Genomic DNA, 21,304 nt, shown 5'->3' on the forward strand with positions numbered 1-21,304 from the left:
TGCACTTCATCGGACCGGCCGGTGCTTCGATCCGGGTCAGGTCCGGCGGGGTGTGCTCTACGATCCGACGGTGGACCGACGGCCGAGCCACCCAGCGGACGTCGACCGCGGACCCGTCGGGTTCCTGGGACACCTCGTCGTCGGGTTCTGCGCGCTGATCCCGCTGGTCGAGCTCGGTCGCTCCGCGGTGGTGGAGCCCTATCGGGCGGGGCTGGTTCCGGTCGCGATCGGCGTCCTCCTCACGACACCCCTGCATCTGTACCTAGTGTGGTTCGCCGTGCGCGGGACCGTCGCACCGCGCGGCGGAGCGGTGTTCGCCGCGCTGCTGGTCACGTCCGGGGTGGCCGCCGTCGTCATCGGCGGCGCCTGGGCGATGATGCTGGTCTTCGTGGCGCTCGGCGCGTTCCTGGTCGGACCGCTGCGGACTGCGCTCGCGGTACTCGGGGGCTGCTGCGCCGTCGTCCTCCTCGTGGGTGTGGTCCGAGCCGACGGGTTGACCGCGAGCTACTACGTGTTCTCGCTGGTGTTCCGGGTCAGCGCGCTGTACGGGGTCATCTGGCTGGTGGCGGCGCGCCGGCGGCTGCGTGCCGCGCAGCACGAGCTGCGCGACCTCGCCGTGGTCACCGAGCGCTTCCGGATCGTCGGCTCGCTGCGGGAGGTCGTCGCCCCGGTGCTGGAGCGAGCGGCCACCGTGACGCCGAGCGCTCTGCCGGCCGTCGTCGACGACGCCCGCGACGCCCTGCTGCGGGCCCGCAGGGTCCTCGGCGGCCACCGGGCCCGGAGCCGGGCCCATGAGATCGACACCGCCCTTGCGCTGCTGACGGCCTCCGGCTCGCCCGTGGTGCTGCACGCCGCGGACGTCGACCTGAGCCGGCCCGCAACACCCGAGTTCCGGGCGGCGCTGCGCCGCGCCGTCGTCGATCTGCTGGCCCGCGACGTGCGGCACCGGGTCGCCCTGGTCGTCGAGCCCACCACCGGCGATCCGCGCGTCACCGTCGAGAACCGGGCGGCGGACCGTGGCTGAGCGCACGCCCCAGCAGCGCCAGGTACTGCTGGTCGGCATCGGTATGCACGCCGGCCTGCTGGGGTTCGTCGTCGTCCAGTCGCTCACCGACTTCGGCGGGGATCTCGGAGGATCACCGTGGGGTCTGCTCTCCCTGGTGGCGGCGGCGTGCCAGATCCACCACAGCCGGGCCGCCGTACGCGGTGAGCGGGCCGCGGCCTGGCCGGCGACCCTGACGTCGCTGGTGGGGACGGTCGTCGCGATGGGACTGCTCGGGGTTCCCGGCACCGTCGGATGGTTCCTGGTCGGTGCGTCCTCGGTCATGTTGCTCCCCGGCCGGTACCCGTTCGCGTGGCTCCTGCCCGCACTGGTGGTGCAGCTCGTGCTGGGTCTGGCGGAGACCGCGGACATGGGTGCCGCGTTCCTCGCGTGGTTCGCCGTCTACACGCCGACGGTGTTCCTGTTGGGTGCGGGTGGGCTGGTCGTGCACGCGCAGCTGGCCGTCGAGCTGGACAGGCTCGCGCGGGTCCGCGCCGAGCTGGCCGAGGTGGCGGTGCAGCGTGAGCGGCTGCGCGTGTCCCGTGACCTGCACGATCTGCTCGGACAGAGCCTGTCGGCGGTCGTGCTCAAAGGGGAGCTCGCCGGGCGGCTGCGGGACGTCGACCCGGAGCGGGCGACGCGCGAGACCGAGGATCTCGCGACCATCGCCCGCTCCGCGCTGGCCGACCTGCGCGCCACCACGGTCGACCTGCGGGCCGTGCGGCTGGACGCCGAGGTGGCCGGGGCCGTCCGGCTGCTCGACGCCGCCGGAGTCGTCGTGCACGTCACCGGCGACCCGGACGGGCTGCCCACCGACCAGGACGCACTGCTGGGCTGGGCAGTGCGGGAGGGAGTGACCAACGTGCTGCGGCACAGCGACGCGACGGCGTGCGCGATCGTGTTCGACCGATCACCGGGCAGGCTCACGATGACGATCGAGAACGACGCCCCGGCCGGCCCCGGTGGCGACGGCTCCGGACTGGACGGTCTCGCGAGCCGGGTCCGCGAGCTCGGTGGCACCCTGCGGGTCGAGCACGAGGCACGACGGTTCCGGCTGCACGTCGACGTGCCGGTGCCCTCGGCCCGGGTCGGGCACCCGTCGTGATCCGGGTGCTCGTCGCCGAGGACCAGGACATGATCCGCGGCGCGCTGGTGGCGTTGCTCGGGCTGGAGCCCGACGTCGACGTCGTCGCCGAGCTGCGCCGCGGCGACGACGTCCTCCCGGTGGCCAGGGAGCTCGGTCCGGACGTCGCCCTCCTGGACATCGACATGCCCGGTGCCGACGGCCTGATGGTGGCCCGCTCCCTGCACGACGAGCTGCCGCACGTCCGCACACTGATTCTGACCGGGCTCGACCAGCCCGGCCACATGCTCGAGGCGCTGCAGTCGCACGTGCGGGGATTCGTGCTGAAGGCAGCGCCGGCGACGACGCTGGCGCACGCCGTGCGCCGGGTCGCCGCGGGCGAGCGGGTGCTCGATCCGGACCTGGTGGCCGCCGCGCTGGAGACCGGCGCGAACCCGCTGACCCCCCGCGAGACCGACGTCCTCGGCCTGGCCGCCACCGGCCTCACCACCGACGAGATCGGCAGGCAACTCTACCTCTCGCCGACCACCGTGCGCAACTACCTGTCCAACGCCATCGCCAAGGTCGGCGGGCGGAACCGCATCGACGCCATCGAAACGGCCCGCCGCGCCGGGTGGCTACGGTCGCGCTGACCGCAGCCGATCAGCGCAGACCCGCGTAGAACGCGCGGACGTCGTCGACCAGCAGCTCCGGCGTCTCCATGGCGGGGAAGTGCCCGCCGACGTCGAACTCGGTCCAGCGTGCGATGTTCCCGGTGTCGATCTCGGAACGGATGGAGTTGTCCGCGGCGAACACCGCCACCGCGGTGGGGGCGACCGGTCCCTCCCAGGACGCCGTGTCGTCCCCGGCCGGTGGCGTCCAGGGCATCGCGCCGTGCATCGACTCGTACAGGAACTGGGCCGATCCCGCCCCGGACCCCCACAGCCACGTCGCGGTGACGGTCGTCAGCAGCTGGTCACGGTCGACGGCCTCGTCGGGTAGCCGCCGGGCCGGGTCGGTCCACGCCTGGAACTTCTCCGTGATCCAGGCGAGTTGGGCGACCGGCGAGTCGTGCAGAGCGACACCGATGGTGGAGGGCTGGTGTGACTGCAGCTGCAGGTAGCCGGTACCCGTGGCGGCGAACTCGGCGGCCCGCCGTGCCCGCACCTTCCCGGCGTCGTCCAGGGTGGCCTCGTCTGCGGGCGGCCCGAAGCTCGACGGGCCGTTCAGGTGGATCCCGGCCACCTGGCCGCCGGCCATCGGCGCGAGGCCGGCGAGCATCGCGACGATCCCGGCGCCCGCATCCCCGCCCTGTGTGCCGTACCGGGAGTAGCCGAGCCGACGCATGAGCTCTGCGAAGGCCGCGGTGGTCCGCACCATGCCCCAGCCCGGTTCCGTGACCGGTGGGGAGAAGCCGAACCCGGGCAGCGACGGCAGCACGAGATGGAAGGCGTGCGCCGGGTCCCCGCCGTGCGCCCGGGGGTCGGTGAGCGGGCCGATGACGCGCTGGAACTCCACGACCGAGCTCGGCCAGCCGTGGCACATCAGCAGCGGCATGGCGTCGGGTTCGGGCGAGCGCACGTGCAGGAAGTGGATCTCCTGGCCGTCGATGACGGTGGTGAACTGCGGGAACGCGTTGAGGGCCGCCTCGTGCGCTCGCCAGTCGTAGGTCGTGCGCCAGTACTCGGCCAGCTCGCGCACGTGGCCGATCGCCACGCCGCGTTCCCAACCGACGCCCGGAAGCTCCGGGGCCCAGCGAGTGCGGGCGAGGCGGTCGGACAGGTCGTCGAGCGCGGCCTGCGGGACGTCGATGTGGAAGGGGCGCAGCTCGACGTCCTGGTCGGTGGCGGTGGTCATGGTCGGTCCTTCCCGGAGGGGTGGCTGCCGTCGGGGCAGTGAGACCAGCCTGGCCGCACGCCGAATCGACCGGCAGATGCCGTAGTCCCGGACCGGACGGTGACATCGGCATCTACCGGTGAGCGCGTGCGATGGTCTCCGATCAGCCGAGCTGCGGCGGAGTTCGGTCGGATCGCCCGGTGATCGCCGAGAGCACGATTCCCGCGGCGGCCATCACGGCGCCGACCGCCAACCACCCGATCTCGCCGGTGGCGAGGACGAGCGGTAGCACCAGCGCCGGTCCGATGATCCGCGCGAACGAGGCCGCCATCCCGAACACGGCCTGGTACTGGCCCTGGGCGCCCTCCGGGACGGAGCGAAACGCGACGAACCACGTCGCCGCGCCCGCCCCGATCTCACCCGCGGTCAGAACCGTCACCCCGATCAACACGAGCACGGTGGGCAGCACCGCCCCGCCTACGCTGCCCGCGAGTCCGATCAGGACACACGAGACGAGCAGTGCGGTCCCTGCCGTCACGGCCGAGCGCCGGGCGGCCGTGACGGAGCCGATCCTCGCTGCCCAGGCGGTCTGGAGAAGGAGGACCAGGATCGTGTTCAGCCCGAGCGCGACGGCAGCGACCCACTCCGGGGCACCGGTCCTGGTGGCCACCCAGAGCGGCAGGATCACGCTGAGCACCGGCATGGTGAGCTGCAGCAGCGCCGACAGGCCGGTCACCGTGACGAACCGGCCGTCACGCAGGGCGGCGAGCCCCGGGCGCCGCCCCGCCGCCATCCCGCCCCTCGTCGGGGCCGTCGCGGGCAGCCCGGCGAATAGGACGGTGCAGACCAGTGTCGCAGCGGCGCCCCCGACGAACGTCGCCCGGTAGAGCGCCGCCGAGTCGGCGGCCAGGACGACCGCGCCCCACACCGTGCCCAGTCCCATCCCGGCGTTGAGCAGTGTGTGCAGCGTCGCCCGGGCTCGTACCCGGTCCTCCGGTGCCACCGCCGCAGCGACGACGGCCTGGCGGACCGCGCCGATCCCCGCCTGCGCGACGACGAAGCAGATCGCCCCGGCCGCGTAGGAGACGAGCCCGCCGGCCAGGGCGTAGACGACGAGCGAGACCACGACCAGCCCGCTCAGCGCCACGCCCGCCCGGCGCAGACCGACAGCGTCGGCCAGCACTCCGATGGGCACGGACAAACCCAGTGCGCACGCGGCCGCGACGGCGAGCACGAGCCCGACAGTCTCGGCCGCCAACCCGACCCGGGTGCTGAAGTACAGCACCGCCGTCGCGAGAACGGCGCCGTCGACGGTGGACCCGACGAGCTGGGTGATGCGGACCCGGCGGACCGTCCGGTCTCCGCTCTCGTCGATCACCGGTGCAGCGGCATCGCCGCGCCACGGCGGTCGGCGGCCCGGCGGCCGTCACAGGGGTTCGTCTCCACGAGCCGTGATACTGCCGTGACCCCGGTGCCGAGCGCGAGCGAATCCGGAGATGAGCAGGCCGGGTGCCGGTGCGGTCACTCAGCGGCCCGACCGGCGCCCAGCTCGCGCAGCAGTACCCGGGGCGCCCCGGTCACGGGGTCCGCGACGATCGAGCCGTCGACCCGGAAGTGCGCCGCGAGCAGCCCGGGGGTCAACACCTCGGTCGGTGCGCCCAGTGCCGCGACGCGGCCCGCGGACAGCACGGCGACCAGGTCGGCGTACTGGGCGGCGAGGTCGAGGGAGTGCAGCGCGGCGACGACGGTGATCCCGAGGTCCCTGGCCAGCCGCAGGACTCCGAGCTGGTGACGGGGGTCGAGGTGGTTGGTGGGCTCGTCGAGCACCAGGACCCGGGGCTGCTGGGCCAGCGCACGGGCGAGGAGCACCCGTTGGCGTTCCCCGCCGGACAGCTCCGACAGCGGGCGGGCGGAGAACGCGGTACAGCCGGTGCGCTCCAGCGCGTCGGCGACGACGGCGGTGTCACCGGGGCCGGGACGCCCGAACGTGCCCAGGTGCGGGGAGCGACCGAGCATCACGGCCTCCCACGCGGTGAAGTCGAACCCGCCGGGGTCGTCCTGGGCGAGCACCCCGACCGCGCGGGCGTTGTCGCGGTGCGGCATCGCGGCCAGGTCGTCGTCGCCGAGCAGCAGATGCCCGCGCACTGGCTTGAGCACCCGGTAGAGGCTCTTGAGAAGGGTGGACTTGCCCGATCCGTTGGGCCCGACGAGGGCGAGCACCGCGCCGTCGGGGACGGTCAGGGTGGCGTCGTGCACGACCGGGTCCCCGCCGTGGCCGACGCTGACGCCGTCGATCACGAGCCGGGAGCTCACACCCCCACCGCCCCGGTCGCGCTGCGGCGCAGCACGTACAGGAAGAAGGGCACGCCGATCGCGGCGGTGAGGATGCCGATCGGGAGCTCGGTCGGGGCGAGCACGAGACGGGCGGCGGTGTCGGACCAGACGACGACCAGCGCGCCGAGCAGCACGCACACCGGCAGGGTGCGGCGGTGGTCGGCGCCGAACAGCAGCCGGGCCAGGTTCGGCACGACCAGCCCGACGAACCCGATGCTGCCCGACACCGCGACGACCGCCCCGGTGAGCAGCCCGGTGAGAACGAACAGCGCCGCTCGCAGCCGGGTCGGGTCGGTACCGAGCGCCGAGGCCGCGTCCTCGCCGAGTACGAGCAGGTTGACCCGGTTCGCCTGCCACCACAGCGGGACCAGCAGCACCCCGACCACCGCTGCGGACAGCCCGAGCAGGTCCCAGCGGGCCCCGGCGAGGCTTCCGAGCATCCAGAACAGGACCTGCTGCTGGGCATCGGTGTTGCGGGTGCGCAGCAGCAGGAACGAGGTGACGCCACCGAGCAGCTGCCCGACCGCGACGCCGGCGAGCACCATCCGGGTCGCGTGCAGCCGTCCACGGACCCGGGACAGGACGAAGACGCCCACCCCGGTGAGCACCGCTCCGGCGAACGCGGCGGCGGGCAGGGTGAACAGCCCGGCCGTCGCGGTCCCGATCGTGGTGATGACCAGGACGGCGCCGACCGAGGCACCCGATGACAGCCCCAGGATGTAGGGGTCGCCGATCGGGTTGCGGACCATCGCCTGCACCAGCAGACCGGCGACGGCCAGCCCCGCCCCGACGACGACGCCGAGCAGCACCCGCGGGGTACGCAGCTCCCAGACGATGAAGTCCTCGGCCCGGTCGATCCCGGAGGAACCCCCGGTCAGGTGGGCGGTCACGGCGTCGAGCACCCGTCCGGGCGGGATCGACACGGGGCCGAGCCCGATCGCCACGACGACCGAGGCCAACAGGGCGAGCAGCAGCCCGGTGAGCACCGCCGCCGGCGGCACCCGGCCGAGCAGGCCGCCGGTCGCGGGAGCCGGGTACGGCACGGAAGAGCCCGGGCCACCGGAGGGCCTACCGGCCCGCGCGGTCTCGTCGTGGGTGGTCATCCGGTGCCGTGGATTCCCTTCGCGATCGTGGCGACGGCCTGCCCGTTGAGCACGCTGGGGGACAGGGTGATCGACTGCGGGACGGTGACCAGCCGGTTCTCGCGCACTGCGGTCGTCGAGGCGAGGACGGGACTGGACCGGATGGCCGCGGTCAGCTCGGCGTCGCTCTGCGGGGAGAACCCGGTGATCACGACGATCGCCTGCGGGTCGAGCGCGGCGACCTGCTCGGCGGACAGGCTCGCGAAGTCGCCGTCCTGGTCGGCGGCGATGTTCTGTCCGCCGGCGAGGGTGATGATGCCGTTGGCGAGGCCGGAGCCGCCCTGGGTCATCAGCGGCTGGGCGGTCTGCGGGGCAGAGGACAGCGCCAGCACCCGGACCGGCGCGGTGCCGGGGGCGGGTGCCGCCGCGGCGACCTGGGCCCTGATCCGGTCGACCAGCTGCGTACCCCGTTCCTGCGCGCCGAAGACGGTCGCGACCTGCTGGATGAACGCGTAGGTCTCGTCGATGTCCTGCACCGGCGAGGGTGCGTCCTCGCAGGCCACCAGGCTGGCGGCGCCGGCCTGCCGCAGCCGCTCCACCGAGGGGGTGCCGTCGAAACCGCCGAAGCTGTAGCTGGAGATCCCGACGACGAGGTCGGGCTTCGCCGCGACGACCGACTCGGTGGTGCCCTGTCCGGGGTCCAGCACCGGGATCGAGTCGAGCTCGGTCCGCTCGGTGCCGGTGAAGGCCGCGAAGAAGTCCGGGGCGGCGGTACCGACGATCCGTTCACGTTGGCCGAGCTCGTTCAGGACTGCGGCGGCCCCGCCGTCCATCGTGACCACGCGCCGGGGCGGGGCCGCGAGCTGCGGTGTCGGGGGGCAGGCGGGTGCGGCCGGGTGTCCGGCACCGCCCGCCGACGATCCGCCCCCGTCCCCACCCTCGTGACCTGCGTGGCCGGCGGCCGGTGCGCCGCTGCCGCACCCGGCCAGCAGGAGGACCGTGGCGGCGAGGGCCGCCACTGCCGTCGTGATCGTCCGTCGGTGTCGTCGCACCCGCACACGTCCTTCATGCCGTACTCGTCCTGGACACCTCACCAGTCGGCGTCCGCGGTCGATCAGTTCCTCCGGTCGTCGTCATGACGTGTGACGTGGATCGCGCCGTTCGGCCGTATCGCCCGGGAACTCGACCACGTGTGGTGACGACTCGTCACTCGACGGTGTGGCGATCGGAGGTGGAGTGGTCGAGGACGGAACGGCGTCGGAGCCGGCCGGGCAGGTGCGTGACGACCGGGCCGCGGTCGCGGTGGCGGGCCTGCTGTCGTTCACGGCGATGTTCGACATGAACGTCGTCACCGTGGCCCTGCCGCGGATCGCGGAGGGATTCGGCGCCGATCCCCGGTCGGTCCAGTGGGTTGTGCTGGCGTATGCGATCCCGGCCGTGGCGCTGCTGCTGCCGGCGGGGCGGTGGCTGGACCGGGTCGCCGTGCGACCCGCCCTGCTCACCGCCGTCGGTGTCTTCGCCGCCGCGAACCTCACGGCCGTGGTCGCGCCGTCGCTGCCGGTGCTGGTCGGGCTGCGCGTTCTGCAGGGTGCCGGCGGCGCGGTGCTGATGGTGCTCATGCCGGTGCTCGCGGTGGCTGCGGTCGCCCCGCAGCGTCGGGGCCGGGCGATGGCGGTGCCCGCGACGGCCGGCCCGATCGGCGGGGTGCTGGGTCCCGCGGTGGGCGGGCCGATGATCGAGCTGGCCGGCTGGCGCGTCGCGTTCGTCCCGGTGGTCGCGTTGTCGCTGGTCGCGGTCGTGCTGGTCCGCCGGTCGCGGATCCCCGCCGGGGTGCTGGCCGGGCCGGACCGGGCGGGCCTGGTCGACGCCGCACTGCTCCTCGCCGGTCTCGGACTCGTGTGTGCCGTCGCCACCGGTGTTCTCGCCGGTCCGGCGGTGGTGGCCGCGGCGATCGTGGTCGCGGTCGCCGCGCTCGCCACCTCGGCGTCGCGCCCCGGCGCTCGCGCGGTCGCCGCGGCGCTTCGGCCGCGTGGCGTCGCGCCCGCCGCCGCCGTGGCCCTGCTCGCCGGGGCGTTCGCGGCCGCCTCGTACCTGGTCGCCGTCGGGTTGCAGGCCGGGGGCTCCGGTCCCGCCGCCGCCGGGCTGGCGCTGCTGGCGTTCCCGCTGGGGATGGTCGTGGCCGGGCCGCCCGCTGGCCGGCTCGCCGACCGCTTCTCCCCGCGCGCGGTCGCGGTCGCCGGCGTCGCCCTCGCCGCGGTCGGCTTCACGCTGCTCGCCGCGCTCCCCGACGGGGCGTCCTGGACCCCGGTCGACGTCGCCTGGCGGGTGGCGCTGGCCGGACTGGGCACCGGACTCTACGGCGGCCCCACCCAGGTGCTCGTCCTCGCCGGAGCCGCGCGGGACCGGATGGCGACCGCCGGCGCCGGCGTGCAGTGCGCCCGCGCCCTCGGTTTCGCGGTCGGCCCGGCCGCCGCCGCGCTCGCCTGGAACACCGACGGCACGGTGCTCGCCACCCGTCCCGCCCTCGTCGTCACGGCGCTCACGGCCGTCGTCGCCGCGTTGCTGCTGATCGGGCACCGCGATCGTCCCACCACCGAGGAGATCCCCTGATGTGTGGCATCGCCGGCCTGGCCGAGCCCGCTCCCGCCGCCGACCCGGCGGCGCTCCGCGCGGTCGCCGAGGCCATGGCCGCGACCCAGGTCCTGCGCGGGCCCGACGCCGGCGGGGTGTGGCACGACGAACGCGCCGCGCTCGGGCACCGCCGCCTCGCGGTGATCGACCTCGACGGTGGCGTGCAGCCGATGCTCGCCGGCAGCGAGGGCACCCGCACCGTCCTGTCCTACTCCGGCGAGGTCTACAACCACCACGAGCTGCGCGCCGAGCTGCGCTCGCGCGGGCACCGGTTCGACACGCGCAGCGACACCGAGGTCGTGCTCGCCGGGTACCGGGAGTGGGGGCTCGCCGTGCTCGACCGGCTGGAGGGCATGTTCGCGTTCGCGGTGTGGGACCAGCCGACCGGCCGGCTCGTACTGGGCCGCGACCGGCTCGGCGTCAAACCGTTGTACTGGGCCCGCACCCCGACCGGTGGCGTCGCGTTCGGCTCCGAGCCCAAGGCCCTGTTCGCCCACCCCGGTATCGACCCGGTCGCCGACGTCGAGAGCCTGCGCGACGGCTACTCGCTGCTGTTCTCCACCTGGCCCGGCGTCTACGCCGGTGTCGCGGAGGTCGAGCCCGGCGGGTGGCTGCTGTTCGACGCCGACGGCGTGCGCACCGGCCGCTACTGGCAGCTGGAGCTGCGGGAGCACACCGACGGCCCCGAGGCGACCGCCGACCACGTCGCGGCGCTCGTCGAGCGGGCCGCCCGGTCCCGGCTGGAGGCCGACGTCGAGATCTGCAGCCTGCTCTCGGGCGGGCTCGACTCCTCGGTCGTGACCGCGTTCGCCGCGGCAGAACTCCGCGACCGTCACGGGCCCGACGCGGTGCTGCGCTCCTACGCCGTCGACTACACCGACCAGGCCCGCGAGTTCACCGGCGACGTCCTGCGCACCGGGCACGACACCCCCTACGCGGCCGAGGCCGGGGCGCACATCGGCACCGACCACTCGGTGACCGTCCTCGACCCGGCGGCGCTGCTCGACCTGGAGCACCGGCGCGCCGTCGTCGCGGCCCGGGACTCCCCGATCGGCGTCGGCGACATGGACACCTCGCTGTACCTGCTGTTCGGTCGGATCCGCGAGCACTCGACGGTCGCGCTGTCCGGGGAGGCCGCCGACGAGGTGTTCGGCGGCTACCCCTGGTTCCACGCCGAGCGTCCGCGGGCCGCGGCGACGTTCCCGTGGCTGCTGGTCACCGGCGACGACGCGGCGGTCCCGCTGCACCCCGACCTCGCGGCCGCCATGCGGCTCGGGGAGTTCCGCGCCGACACCTACGCCGACGCGCTCGCCGCCGTCCCGCACCACGACGACGAGTCACCCGAGCAGCACCGCTCGCGCGAGCTGCAGCACCTCTCGCTCACCCGCTGGGTGCGTCAGCTCCTGCACCGCAAGGACCGGCTGTCGATGGCGCACGGCCTGGAGGTCCGCGTGCCCTACTGCGACCACCGCCTCGTCGAGTACGCGTTCTCGGTCCCGTGGAGCGAGCAGACCCGCGACGGCCGGGAGAAGTCGCTGCTGCGCAGAGCGGGTGCGAAGCACCTGCCCGACTCGGTGCTGTGGCGGGCCAAGAACCACTATCCGGCCACCCACGACCCCGGCTACGCCACCGGGCTGCAGGAGCTGGCCCGCGACGCCCTGACCGTCGACGGCGTCACCGACGTCGTCGACCGCACCCGCATCGACCCGCTGCTCGACGCGCCCGCGGAGGGGCTCGACTGGGGCACCCGGCTGCGCCTGGAGCGGGTCGTCGACCTCGCCCTGTGGCTCGACGTCGCGCGGCCCGCGCTGCGGATCTGAGAGGACACCGATGATCTCCCACCACGAGACCGAGCCGGTCCCGCTCGTCGGCCCGGACTACAAGCGCGACCCCTACCCGCTCTACGGGGAGCTGCGCCGCCGTTGCCCGATCCACCGGGTGGCGTTCCCCAGCGGTGTGCACGCCTGGCTGGTCACGGGCTACGACGCCGCCCACGCCACCCTGAACGACCGGCGCCTGGGCAAGGACCACCGCCTGGGCAACGACCGCTGGCGGGCGCGGGCGTCGATCATGCCCGAACCGCAGCACTCCCAGCTGCAGGTCCACCTGCTGCACCAGGACCCGCCCACCCACACCGTCATGCGACGGCTGGTGACCGAGTCCTTCACCCCGCGGGCTGCCGAGGAGCTGCGCCCACGGCTGCAGGAGATCGCCGACCGGCTCCTGGACGACCTGACGGCCACCGACGGACCGGTGGACCTGGTCGCGGGGTTCGCCGCCCACTTCCCGTTCGCCGTGCTGGCCCTGGCGATCGGGCTGCCCGACGAGCTCGCGTCGGGGTTCCGGCGGGAGTGGGGCGGCGTCGTCGCCCCGGTCGGGCCCTCCGACCCGCGCCGCGCCCACTACGAGGGGCTGCTGCACGGGCTGCAGGACTACATCGCGCGGGTCGTCGACGGCGTGCGGGACCTGCCCGGCGGCGGGCTGCTCACCCGTCTGGTCGCGGCCCGCGACGCCGACGAGCTCACCGCGGAGCAGCTCGACTCCATGGTCTTCCAGCTGCTCGTGGCCGGGCAGGAGCCGGTGACGAACCAGATCACCACCGCGCTGGTCGCGCTGCTGCACCGCCCCGACGAGCTCGACCGCCTCGCCGCCGACCCGGAGCTGCTGCCGCGCGCGGTGGAGGAGCTGCTGCGCTACGACAGCGCGTTCGAGCTCACCACCTGGCGGTTCCTCGCCGAGACCGACGAGCTGCACGGCCGCGAGGTCCCCGCCGGGGACTCGGTGATCGTGTCGCTGTGCGCGGCCAACCGCGACCCGCGCCGCTTCGACCGAGCCGACGAGCTGGTGCTCGACCGCAGCCCGAACCCGCACCTCGCGTTCGGACACGGCATCCACTTCTGTCCTGGCGCCGCGCTGGCCCGCGTCGAGCTGCAGGTCGCGTTGGGCACCCTGCTCGCCCGGCTGCCCGGCATGCGGTTCGCCACCGATCCCGCCGCGCTCGACTGGACCCCGGCCGTGCTGGGCCGCGGTGTCCGCGCACTCCTCGTGACCCACGACGCGTCGTCGCACGCCCGCTGACCCGACCGACACCCACCACGCCGTCGTCACCCGTGGCGACCCGCCGATCGGAGCATCGTTGATCGCCTGTGCCCCGGACCCGGTCACCGACCGGACCCGCACCGACGCCGTCGTCGAGGACGTCCTCGACATCCTGCTGCGCCACCGGCGCGCCCCGCGCGACGAGCCGGCGCCCGAGCCCTCCGCCTTCGACCCGCAGCGCGCCCAGATCCGGGCCGCCGTCACCGCCGGTACACCACTGCGGCTGGTGCTACCGGCGTTCCCCTGCAAGTCCCCGAACCCGGCCAAGGTGCTCGGCCGGCTGCCCGACGCGGGGGAGCGGCTGTCGCTGCACCACCTGGACCGCGTCCGGGCCGAGATCGCCGCCGTGCACGAACCGGGTGCGCGGGTGCTCGTCTGCTCCGACGGGCACGTCTTCGCCGACCTCATCGGAGTGCCCGACGGGCACGTCGACGACTACGGCGCCGCACTCCGCGAGCTCGCCGCGGCGGAGCGGCTGCCGGGCTTCGAGTTCTTCGACCTGTCGGACGCCTACCCCGATCGCAGCCACTCCGAACGCCGTGCGCTGCTCGACCGGCTGTGGGCGCCGTCGGTCGAGCAGTTGCGGGAGCGCTGCCGCGCCGACCCCTCCGAACGCGCGCTCTACCTGGGGATCGTGCGGTTCCTCGTCGAGGACGCCGGCGACCACGAGGGCAGCCGCGCCGCCCTGCAGCGCCGCTCCCGGGAGCGCGGCTACCGGGTCGTGGCCCGCAGCAACGCCTGGAGCGCGCTGGTCGCCGATCGGTTCCCCGACGGCGTGCGGCTGTCCATCCACCCGCATCCGGCCGGCTCGTCGAAGCTGGGTGTGCGCCTAGTGCCGGCCGACGACGCATGGATGACCCCGTGGCACTCGTGCGCGGTGCGGGGGCGGGACGGGACCTGGTCGCTCCAGCGGGCCGACCGGGCCCGTCGTTCGGGCGGCCTGGTCAGGCGCGCGGGACGACCTGACCACGTCGCCGCTGGTCGGCCCGGTACAGGATGGTCGCCGTGATCACGCGGGCCGTCCTCCGGCGGGTGCCCGTCCCACCGCCGGACGCCGGTGGCGTGGCCCCGGCGGTTGCCGTACTGCTGGTCGCCACCGTCGATGACCCATGACGCCGTGCGGGGCCCGGCCTGATGGCCGGGCCCCGCAACTACAGAGACACTTCTACTGATCCAGATGTCCGGGGGCTTCTCTAATGATCATCCTCCCGCTCGTCTCGATCCTTCGCCGTCCCTCTGGCGTTCAGACCGTTCACGTTTTGCGCGTGCGAAGTTAACCATCGTCGGCGCTCCGGTCAAGCCCTTCTCGGTCGTCCCTCGCAGTGGCGTGGCGACTCGCGCCGTCGGGCAGCGCCTCGGTCCTCACGAGGTTCCGCAGTGAGGCAGCAGGCCCACGGTGAAGGCCTGCCGGTTGGCCCGGGTCCAACTCCACAAGTGAATCTGGATCACTTGCGCTGCCGAAGGTGACGGCCGCTTGTCGGTCTGCATGAGGCTGTGCCGCCTTCCGACGCTCGTTACGTGCCGACTACCGGCAGCATGCGTGCTCCATCACTCGATCGGTCTGCATCTGGTGGGCAGCGTGCTCGTTGTTGAGAACAGCCATTCACTAAAGAGAGGCTCGATCATGAGGAGACACGTCCGCGTCGCCATAGCCGTCGCTGCGGCCGTAGCAGCGCTGGTCGGTGTGGTCGGTGTGGCCGGGGCGGCGCCGGACACGCCCGCCGCGCCCCGTGACTACGGAACCCCGACCTCCGCGGAGAACAAGACCTGCCCCTTCGCCGGGCAGATCCCGGTGTCGATCCCGGCGGTGGCCGCTCCGGCCGGGACGTCGTTGCCCGGAACGGCGGGGCTGAACCTGAAGGAGCCTTCGGTCCCGTCCTCCATCTACGGCGAACTGTGCATGAGCCGGGAAGCTCTGGCGGACGCGAAGGCCGGTCGTCCGCCCGCAGTGCTCGTGCTGATCCACGGCATCACCTACGGCACCCACTACTGGGACTTCCCCTACCAGCCGGAGAGGTACTCGGCGGTGAACGCCCTCATCCGCCACGGCTACGCGACCCTCAACATCGACCGGATCGGGCACGGTCGCTCCGACCACCCGCTCAGCGCGCTCACCACCACGGCCGCTCAGGCCGAGACCATCCACCAGCTGATCAGCAAGCTGAAGCAGGGTGCGATCGGTGATGTCGCCTTCGATCACGTCACCACGGTCGGGCACTCGTACGGATCGGTCATCGCCTGGTTCGAGTCGAGCCTCTACAACGACACCGACGCGGTCATCGCCACCGGCTACACCGACCGCGTCGGAGCGATCAACGCGGTGCCGCTGATCCTCACCGGCGGCCCGGCCGCGTTGGACCCGGTGACCGCGGACGAGCCGTGGGCGAAGGACCCGGGCTACCTCCAGGTCCGCCAGGGCAGCCGCAACATCCCGGCGCTCTACCACGAGCCGAACGCCGACCCGGCCGTGATCGAGAAGGACAACGAGCTGGCGAACACGGTGACGGTACCGGAGCTCGCGACGTTCCCGGCGCCGGAGTACACCGGGATGCACAAGAACATCACCATCCCGACCTTCACCATCAACGGTGAGTTCGACACCCTGGTGTGCGGCGCGAACCAGCAGGAGTGCGCCACGGATGCGGGGCACGACGCCTCGCCCCAGGAGCTGGAGGCCGCGTCGACCCGGCTGCGGGAGTGGGAGGCCCCGGCACACGACTCCGCAGCCTGTTTCCGCGCGGCCGCGGTCCCGGACGCCGGGCACGACATCAACCTGCACCTCAACGCACAGCAGGCCTTCGCCCAGATCGCCTACTTCGCGGACGAGGCGTCAGGGGTCCACGGCGAGAACGTCGACGGCTACCGCGCCGGGTGCCGGACGCAGGCGCCGCAGCTGAGCGACGTCCTGCCGGAGACGACCAGGCTGGTACCACCGGTGCCCGTCGACGGCGTCGGCACGCTCGGCGACCCGAAGGGGCTCCCGATCGGCTGACCGTCGGATGACACGTCGGCCACGCCCGAACCCGGGAGTGGCCGACGTGTGTCATGGTGATTCCGGCTGGTGGAGACGGAGGTGTGCCTGTGCCCGGGGAGCGTGGTCCGAGGCGGCGTGATCCTGCCCGTAAGACGCGGATCCTGACCGCGGCCGCCGATCTGATCTCCCGCAACGGCTACCACACCGTGGGGATGGCGGACATCGGCACGGCCGCCGGCATCGTCGGCTCCGGGATCTACCGGCACTTCCCCAGCAAGTCCGCCATCCTGGCCGTGCTGCTGGACAAGGTCATGGACAACCTCCGTACCGGAGCGTCGGAGGTGGTGGAGTCGGCCGTCGACGACCGGGCGGCGGTCACCGCGTTGGTACGGAACCACGTCGAGGTGGCGATCCGTGATCGGCGGATTCTCCAGGTGTACCACCGCGAGGCGCGCAACCTCCCGGAGGAGGACCTGCGCCGGCTCCGGCGCGCGCAGCGGCACTACATCGAGGAGTGGGTCGCGGTCGCTGCACCGCTGCGCCCGGGAATGCCCGACGCCGAGGTCCGGCTGCTCGTGCACGCCGCGATCGGCAGCATCCAGAGCATCCTGTTCCACAACTCGGGTCTACCGCCTGCTCGGCTCGCCGAACTCCTGAGCGGCGCTGCGCACTCGTGTCTGGGGATTGCGCCCGCGCAGGACGTGCCCGGGCGCCGACCGGCCGTCGACGGCGCCCTCGAGGAAGGTGCCTGATCCCAGCCACTCAGAGGACCGCGGTGGCCAGGGTGTCGAGGTCGGCAGGCAGGCCCTGCACGGCGAGGGATCCGACCACCGTGCTCTCCCAGCGCCCGATCTCCTCCCGGATCTTGCCCGGCGGTCCGACGAGTGCGACCTCCTCGACCAGCGAGGTGGGGATCGCCGCCGCGGCGGCGGCCTTCTCGCCGCGCAGATAGAGGTCCTGGACCCTGGCCGCGAGCTCGGCGTGTCCCATGCGGGCGAACACGTCGTGGTGGAAGTTCGCGCCGCGGGCGCCCATGCCGCCCATGTACAGGGCGAGGTCGGGGCGGACCCGGTCGGCGGCGCGCTCGACGTCGGTGTCGACGACGACGGGCAGGGTGCAGACGACCTCGAACCGCTCCGGCCTGCCGCCGCGTCTCGCGAAGCCGGCGTCGAGGGCCTCGCGGTAGAAGCCGTCGAAGGCGGGGGAGAAGAACATCGCGTGCCAGCCGTCGGCGATCTCGGCGGCGAGCGCGACGTTGCGCGGCCCCTCGGCGCCGAGCTGGATCGGCAGGTCGGGACGCAGGATGTGCAGCGACGACTTCAGCGGCTTGCCGAGCCTGGTGCCGCCACGCAACGGGAGCTGGTGGAACTCGCCGTCGTGGTCGAGCGGTTCCGCGCGGGCAAGGACCCGGCGCACCACGTCGACGTACTCGCGGGTCCGGGCGAGCGGGCGGGGGTAGGCGACGCCGTGCCAGCCCTCGGAGACCTGTGGGCCGGACGCACCCAGCCCGAGGACGACCCGGCCGCCGGAGAGCTGGTCCAGCGTCGCCGCGGTGGTGGCGGTGGCGGTGGGGGTCCGCGCGGGGATCTGCGCGACGGCCGTCCCGAGCCGGATCCGGCTGGTCACGGCCGCGGCGTAGGCCAGCGGGGTGAAGACGTCCGAGCCGTAGGCCTCGGCGAACCACAGGCCGTCGAAGCCCAGGTCCTCGATCCGCCGGACGGTCTCGGCGAAGTCCGCGGGCACTCCCCGGAAGAAGTGCCCGACGTTGACGCCCACGGGCAGAGCCATCCGAACCTCTCTCACAGAAGGAGGCCCGCCCACCGCCAAGGGGGTGAGGCGGCGGACGGGCGGGTGGGTCACCCCGCCACCCCGGTCAGTCCGACAGCAGGGCGACGGGGATGTCGACGAGGCGGCTGCGCAGGTACTCGCCCAGGCCCTTGGCCTGCGGGTCGGGTCGGGTGGCCGAGGCGACCCCGGCGCCGAGGAGCCCGACCACGACGACGTTCAGCGCGCGCAGGTTGGGCAGGTCGAAGCGGCGGATCTCCAGCTCGGCCGCCTCCGGGAGCAGCTCGCGCACGCGTTCGACCGTGAGATGGCCGCGGAGCCACTCGTACTCGGCATCGGTCCGGGTCCAGACGCCGATGTTGGCGTTGCCGCCCTTGTCCCCGGACCGGGCCGCCGCGATCTCGCCCAGCGGGAGCCTGCGGGTGGGGCCCTCGACCGCCGCCGGCACGACGGGCGCGGCCGCCCCGGGCACCTCACCGGTGACCGGGGCGTGGGGCACGGCTCTCGTGGTGCCGTCGGGCAGCGTGACCAGATGCCGGACCTCGGAGGCGGGCACGAGGGTGGGCCAGTAGACGCCGAAGGCGCTCTCGGCCGTGGGTGGGGTCGTGGTGTGGAACCCCGGGTAGCCGCCGAGTGCGAGTTCCATCGTCGTATTGGAGAAGGCCCGGCCGACCTTGCGCCGGTCGGGGTCCTTGACCGTGACCCGCAGGTGCGCGGTGGCCTGGGCGTTGGTGGGGGCGTCCGGGTGGTCGAAGCGCAGCAGCTGCACGTCGAACTCCGCGAAGCGGTCCCGTCCGCCGAGCAGCTCCACGAGCTGCTGCTCCGCCCAGGCCGCCTTCTCCTCGATGCGGGTGCCGGTCAGGACGAGGGTCATGGTGTTGCGGTAGCCGCCCTCGTAGTTCAGGGCCACCTTCAGCTGGTCCGTGGGCGCGCTGCCCCTGACCCCGGAGATCCGGACCCGGTGCTCCCCCTCCTGGGCCAGGTACAGGGAGTCGAAGTGCGCCACCGCGTCCGGGCCGAGGTAGGCGGGCTCCCCGATCTCGTAGAGCAGCTGCGCGGTGACGGTGCCCGGCGAGACCAGGCCCCCGGTGTCGGGCTGCTTGGTGATCACGCTGGAGCCGTCGGCGGCGATCTCGGCGAGGGGGAAGCCGGGGTAGCGGCGGTCGGTGACCTCCTCGAAGAAGGAGTAGTTGCCGCCGGTGGCCTGGGGCCCGCACTCGATCACGTGTCCGGCGGCCATGGCGCCGGCGATGGCGTCGAAGTCCGTCTGCTCCCAGCCGTGCCACCAGGCTGCGGGGCCGACGACGACGGACGCGTCGGTGACCCGCCCGGTGACGACGATGTCGGCCCCGGCACGCAGGGCCTCGGTGATGCCCCAGGCACCCAGGTAGGCGTTGGCGGACACGGGGTTCACCCCGGCGTCGGCGAGCGTGGCGCCGGTGTCGAGGTGGGCCAGGGCGTGACCGGCGGCCTGGATCTCGTCGAGGCGCTCGACGAGGTCGTCACCGTGCACGTAGGCGATCCTCGGGGCGAGGCCGAGGCGTTCGGCCAGGGCGGCCAGGTCGGTGGCCAGCCCGGCGGGGTTGAGTCCGCCCGCGTTGGACACGATCCTGACGCCCCGGTCCAGACAAGTGCCCAGGACGTGCTCGACCTGGGTGAGGAAGGTCCTGGCGTAGCCGCCGTTCGGGTCCTTCTGCCGGGCCTTGTACAGGATGAGCATGGTGAGTTCGGCGAGGTAGTCGCCGGTCAGGACGTCGATCGGCCCGCCCTCGACCATCTCCCGGGCGGCGCTGATGCGGTCGCCGTAGAAGCCGGAGCAGTTGCCGATCCGTACCGGGCGGCTCGGGTCGGGGGTCATCGGAGCCCTCCAGTGCGTGCCGGTTCGGGAGCGGGTCGGGTCGGCTCGGCGACCGCGCCGGAGGCGCGGCCCGGTCCGGGCGGGTTGGCGAACGCCTGCGCGATGGAGATCCACTCTGCTGCGACCGGCCCGCTGACCTGCAGGTCGGTGTCGGAGGGGTGCCTGCGCTGGGTCACCGTGAGACAGAAGCCCAGCGCGGAGCCGGTGACCCGGTCCGTCGCGTCCTCGGGGCCCCAGGTCCAGGTGTCCCCGGAGGGGGCCGCGAGCTCGACCCGTACCGGGGTCGTCGGGATCTTGCGCCCGTTGTTGAGGTAGGTGAAGCCGAAGGTCTGCACGCCGAGGTGGGCGACGTGGCGGAGCCGGTCGGTGGGCTCGCGCCGGTAGCCGAGGGTGTCGGCGACGTCCTGGCCGTGTGCCCAGGTCTCCATCAGCCGCGCGGTCACGCAGGACAGTGCGCTCATGTCCGGCCCGTACCAGGGCAACCGCGCCTTGGGCGCCGCGTCGCGGAACGCGTCGACCAACGCGGCGCGCGCCCGCGCGAACCAGGCCCGCACCTCGTCGGCGGGCAGCGAGGCGTGCTCCGCGGCGATCCGGTCGGGGAAGGATGGGCCCTCCGCCGTGAGCACTGCCGCGTCCCGCCGGAACGCCTCGGGATCGACGACGGCCTGGGTGGCGGTCTCGTCGAAGTAGGCCAGGTGGGTCAGCTGGTCCCGGATGGTCCAGCCCGCGGCCGGGGTGGGTGCGGAGAAGCCAGCGTCGTCGAGGTCGGCGATCATCGCCGCGACCACGCGGGACTCGGCCTCCAGGTCGTCGAGCACCTGGTCGAGGAGGCCGGCCATCAGATGCCCTGCCATACGGGAGCGCGCTTCTCGCGGAAGGACAGCGGCCCCTCCTGAGCGTCCTTCGACAGGTACACCGGCTCCCAGATCTCCTCGGCCAGGTCGTAGGCCTCGGCGCGGGTGTGGCTGGCGGACAGGTACGCCGTGCGCTTGGCGGCGAGCACCGACAGCGGCGCGTTGGCGGCGATCCGCTCGGCCAGCGCCTGGGTGTGCGTGCGCAGCTCGTCGGCGGGCACGACGTCGTTGACCAGGCCGTAGCCCTGAGCCTCCGTGGCGCCGATCGGGTCGCCGGTGAGCAGGATCTTCATTGCGACGCGGGGTGGGACCAGCCAGGACAGCGGCGCCGCCCACGGGGATCCCCGGCCGATCTTGACCTCGGAGATCGCGAAGCGGGCGTGCTCGGCGGCGACGACGAGATCGCACTGTTGGGCGAGCAGGAACCCACCGCCGTAGGCGATGCCGTTGACCGCGGCGATCGTCGGCTTGGGCACGTCGATGTTGCGGCCGAGCTGGGGCAGGAAGTCCGGCGGCGGCACCTGCAGGGCGACGTCGTTCATCTTCTTCAGGTCGCCGCCCGCGCAGAAGGCCTTCTCACCGGATCCGGTGAGGACCAGGACCTTCGCCGTGTCGTCGGCGTTGAACCGGCGGACGCCGTCGAACAGACCCTCACGGACCGCCCTGCTCAGCGCGTTGCGCGCGTCCGGGCGGTCGATGGTCAGCCAGGCGACGCCGTCGGTCACCTCGTAGGTCACGTCGCTCAT

At 73.5% G+C, this 21,304-nt stretch carries 18 protein-coding genes; 9 read left to right on the forward strand and 9 right to left on the reverse strand.

The features are described 5' to 3' along the window. Nucleotides 1-70 precede the first annotated feature (70 nt). Genes Ae717Ps2_RS07850 through Ae717Ps2_RS07860 form a run of 3 tightly spaced genes read left to right on the forward strand, consistent with a single transcriptional unit; the run spans nt 71 to nt 2,758 of the window. Nucleotides 71-1,024: a hypothetical protein gene (locus tag Ae717Ps2_RS07850; protein WP_139318981.1), complete on the forward strand. Its 954-nt coding sequence runs from the start codon at nt 71-73 to the stop codon at nt 1,022-1,024. Beyond that, entirely contained in the window at nt 1,017-2,147 is a 1,131-nt protein-coding gene (locus Ae717Ps2_RS07855) for a sensor histidine kinase (RefSeq protein ID WP_020627295.1), read from the forward strand. The genes Ae717Ps2_RS07850 and Ae717Ps2_RS07855 overlap by 8 nt, the downstream gene beginning before the upstream one ends. Further along, on the forward strand, nt 2,144-2,758 hold the full coding sequence (locus tag Ae717Ps2_RS07860; RefSeq protein WP_075311503.1) for a response regulator transcription factor: 615 nt from the start codon (nt 2,144-2,146) through the stop codon (nt 2,756-2,758). The genes Ae717Ps2_RS07855 and Ae717Ps2_RS07860 overlap by 4 nt, the downstream gene beginning before the upstream one ends. Before the next feature lie 10 nt (nt 2,759-2,768). Here Ae717Ps2_RS07860 and Ae717Ps2_RS07865 read toward each other — a convergent pair whose 3' ends face one another. The 5 genes from Ae717Ps2_RS07865 to Ae717Ps2_RS07885 all read right to left on the reverse strand — a co-directional run bounded on the left by Ae717Ps2_RS07865 (nt 2,769) and on the right by Ae717Ps2_RS07885 (nt 8,409). Then, nucleotides 2,769-3,962 (reverse strand): epoxide hydrolase family protein, encoded by a 1,194-nt coding sequence (locus tag Ae717Ps2_RS07865; RefSeq protein WP_075311505.1) that lies wholly within the window; start codon nt 3,960-3,962, stop codon nt 2,769-2,771. A gap of 142 nt (nt 3,963-4,104) precedes the next feature. Beyond that, nucleotides 4,105-5,319, reverse strand: a complete 1,215-nt coding sequence (locus Ae717Ps2_RS07870; protein WP_198932149.1) for an MFS transporter — start codon at nt 5,317-5,319, stop codon at nt 4,105-4,107. 143 nt (nt 5,320-5,462) lie between these two features. After that, nucleotides 5,463-6,254, reverse strand: a complete 792-nt coding sequence (locus Ae717Ps2_RS07875) for an ABC transporter ATP-binding protein (RefSeq protein ID WP_075311507.1) — start codon at nt 6,252-6,254, stop codon at nt 5,463-5,465. Then, complete coding sequence (locus Ae717Ps2_RS07880; protein WP_083695071.1) at nt 6,251-7,378, reverse strand: iron ABC transporter permease; 1,128 nt, start codon at nt 7,376-7,378, stop codon at nt 6,251-6,253. The genes Ae717Ps2_RS07875 and Ae717Ps2_RS07880 overlap by 4 nt, the downstream gene beginning before the upstream one ends. Next, entirely contained in the window at nt 7,375-8,409 is a 1,035-nt protein-coding gene (locus Ae717Ps2_RS07885) for an ABC transporter substrate-binding protein (RefSeq protein ID WP_075334200.1), read from the reverse strand. Before Ae717Ps2_RS07885 ends, Ae717Ps2_RS07880 begins: the two co-directional genes overlap by 4 nt. 184 nt (nt 8,410-8,593) lie before the next feature. On the opposite strand from Ae717Ps2_RS07885, the gene Ae717Ps2_RS07890 reads away from it, so the two are divergent. The 6 genes from Ae717Ps2_RS07890 (at nt 8,594) to Ae717Ps2_RS07915 (ending at nt 16,813) form a co-directional block, all read left to right on the forward strand. Beyond that, nucleotides 8,594-9,967, forward strand: coding sequence for an MFS transporter (locus tag Ae717Ps2_RS07890; protein WP_083702293.1), 1,374 nt, complete (start codon nt 8,594-8,596; stop codon nt 9,965-9,967). Next, nucleotides 9,967-11,808, forward strand: a complete 1,842-nt coding sequence (asnB, locus tag Ae717Ps2_RS07895; protein ID WP_075333174.1) for an asparagine synthase (glutamine-hydrolyzing) — start codon at nt 9,967-9,969, stop codon at nt 11,806-11,808. The genes Ae717Ps2_RS07890 and asnB overlap by 1 nt, the downstream gene beginning before the upstream one ends. Before the next feature lie 10 nt (nt 11,809-11,818). After that, nucleotides 11,819-13,066 (forward strand): cytochrome P450, encoded by a 1,248-nt coding sequence (locus tag Ae717Ps2_RS07900; RefSeq protein ID WP_075311513.1) that lies wholly within the window; start codon nt 11,819-11,821, stop codon nt 13,064-13,066. Nucleotides 13,067-13,124: 58 nt separating this feature from the next. Then, nucleotides 13,125-14,096: an isocyanide synthase family protein gene (locus Ae717Ps2_RS07905; RefSeq protein WP_233147483.1), complete on the forward strand. Its 972-nt coding sequence runs from the start codon at nt 13,125-13,127 to the stop codon at nt 14,094-14,096. A gap of 615 nt (nt 14,097-14,711) precedes the next feature. After that, the gene (locus tag Ae717Ps2_RS07910; RefSeq protein ID WP_158071472.1) at nt 14,712-16,079 is read left to right on the forward strand and encodes an alpha/beta hydrolase; all 1,368 of its coding nucleotides are present in this window, start codon (nt 14,712-14,714) and stop codon (nt 16,077-16,079) included. Nucleotides 16,080-16,168: 89 nt separating this feature from the next. After that, nucleotides 16,169-16,813: a TetR/AcrR family transcriptional regulator gene (locus Ae717Ps2_RS07915; protein WP_020624307.1), complete on the forward strand. Its 645-nt coding sequence runs from the start codon at nt 16,169-16,171 to the stop codon at nt 16,811-16,813. A 10-nt stretch (nt 16,814-16,823) separates the two neighbouring features. On the opposite strand, the gene Ae717Ps2_RS07920 is transcribed toward Ae717Ps2_RS07915, so the two are convergent. From Ae717Ps2_RS07920 to Ae717Ps2_RS07935, 4 genes are all read right to left on the reverse strand, one after another. Further along, a complete protein-coding gene (locus tag Ae717Ps2_RS07920) occupies nt 16,824-17,843 on the reverse strand; it encodes an LLM class F420-dependent oxidoreductase (RefSeq protein WP_075334202.1) in 1,020 nt (339 codons plus the stop codon). 91 nt (nt 17,844-17,934) lie between these two features. Beyond that, a complete protein-coding gene (locus Ae717Ps2_RS07925) occupies nt 17,935-19,704 on the reverse strand; it encodes an acyclic terpene utilization AtuA family protein (RefSeq protein ID WP_075333175.1) in 1,770 nt (589 codons plus the stop codon). Further along, a complete protein-coding gene (locus Ae717Ps2_RS07930; protein WP_233147484.1) occupies nt 19,701-20,558 on the reverse strand; it encodes a TIGR03084 family metal-binding protein in 858 nt (285 codons plus the stop codon). Before Ae717Ps2_RS07930 ends, Ae717Ps2_RS07925 begins: the two co-directional genes overlap by 4 nt. Further along, nucleotides 20,543-21,304, reverse strand: a complete 762-nt coding sequence (locus Ae717Ps2_RS07935) for an enoyl-CoA hydratase/isomerase family protein (RefSeq protein ID WP_075333176.1) — start codon at nt 21,302-21,304, stop codon at nt 20,543-20,545. Before Ae717Ps2_RS07935 ends, Ae717Ps2_RS07930 begins: the two co-directional genes overlap by 16 nt.

The organism is Pseudonocardia sp. Ae717_Ps2, assembly GCF_001932475.1.
Taxonomy (GTDB): Bacteria; Actinomycetota; Actinomycetes; order Mycobacteriales; family Pseudonocardiaceae; genus Pseudonocardia.

Coding starts and splice junctions, on each gene's coding strand:
- Ae717Ps2_RS07865 (WP_075311505.1), bottom strand. CDS start 3,962: ATGACCACCGCCACCGACCAGGACGTCGAGCTGCGCCCCTTCCACATC.
- Ae717Ps2_RS07900 (WP_075311513.1), top strand. CDS start 11,819: ATGATCTCCCACCACGAGACCGAGCCGGTCCCGCTCGTCGGCCCGGAC.
- Ae717Ps2_RS07910 (WP_158071472.1), top strand. CDS start 14,712: ATGAGGAGACACGTCCGCGTCGCCATAGCCGTCGCTGCGGCCGTAGCA.
- Ae717Ps2_RS07930 (WP_233147484.1), bottom strand. CDS start 20,558: ATGGCAGGGCATCTGATGGCCGGCCTCCTCGACCAGGTGCTCGACGAC.
- Ae717Ps2_RS07880 (WP_083695071.1), bottom strand. CDS start 7,378: ATGACCACCCACGACGAGACCGCGCGGGCCGGTAGGCCCTCCGGTGGC.
- Ae717Ps2_RS07935 (WP_075333176.1), bottom strand. CDS start 21,304: ATGAGCGACGTGACCTACGAGGTGACCGACGGCGTCGCCTGGCTGACC.
- asnB (WP_075333174.1), top strand. CDS start 9,967: ATGTGTGGCATCGCCGGCCTGGCCGAGCCCGCTCCCGCCGCCGACCCG.
- Ae717Ps2_RS07925 (WP_075333175.1), bottom strand. CDS start 19,704: ATGACCCCCGACCCGAGCCGCCCGGTACGGATCGGCAACTGCTCCGGC.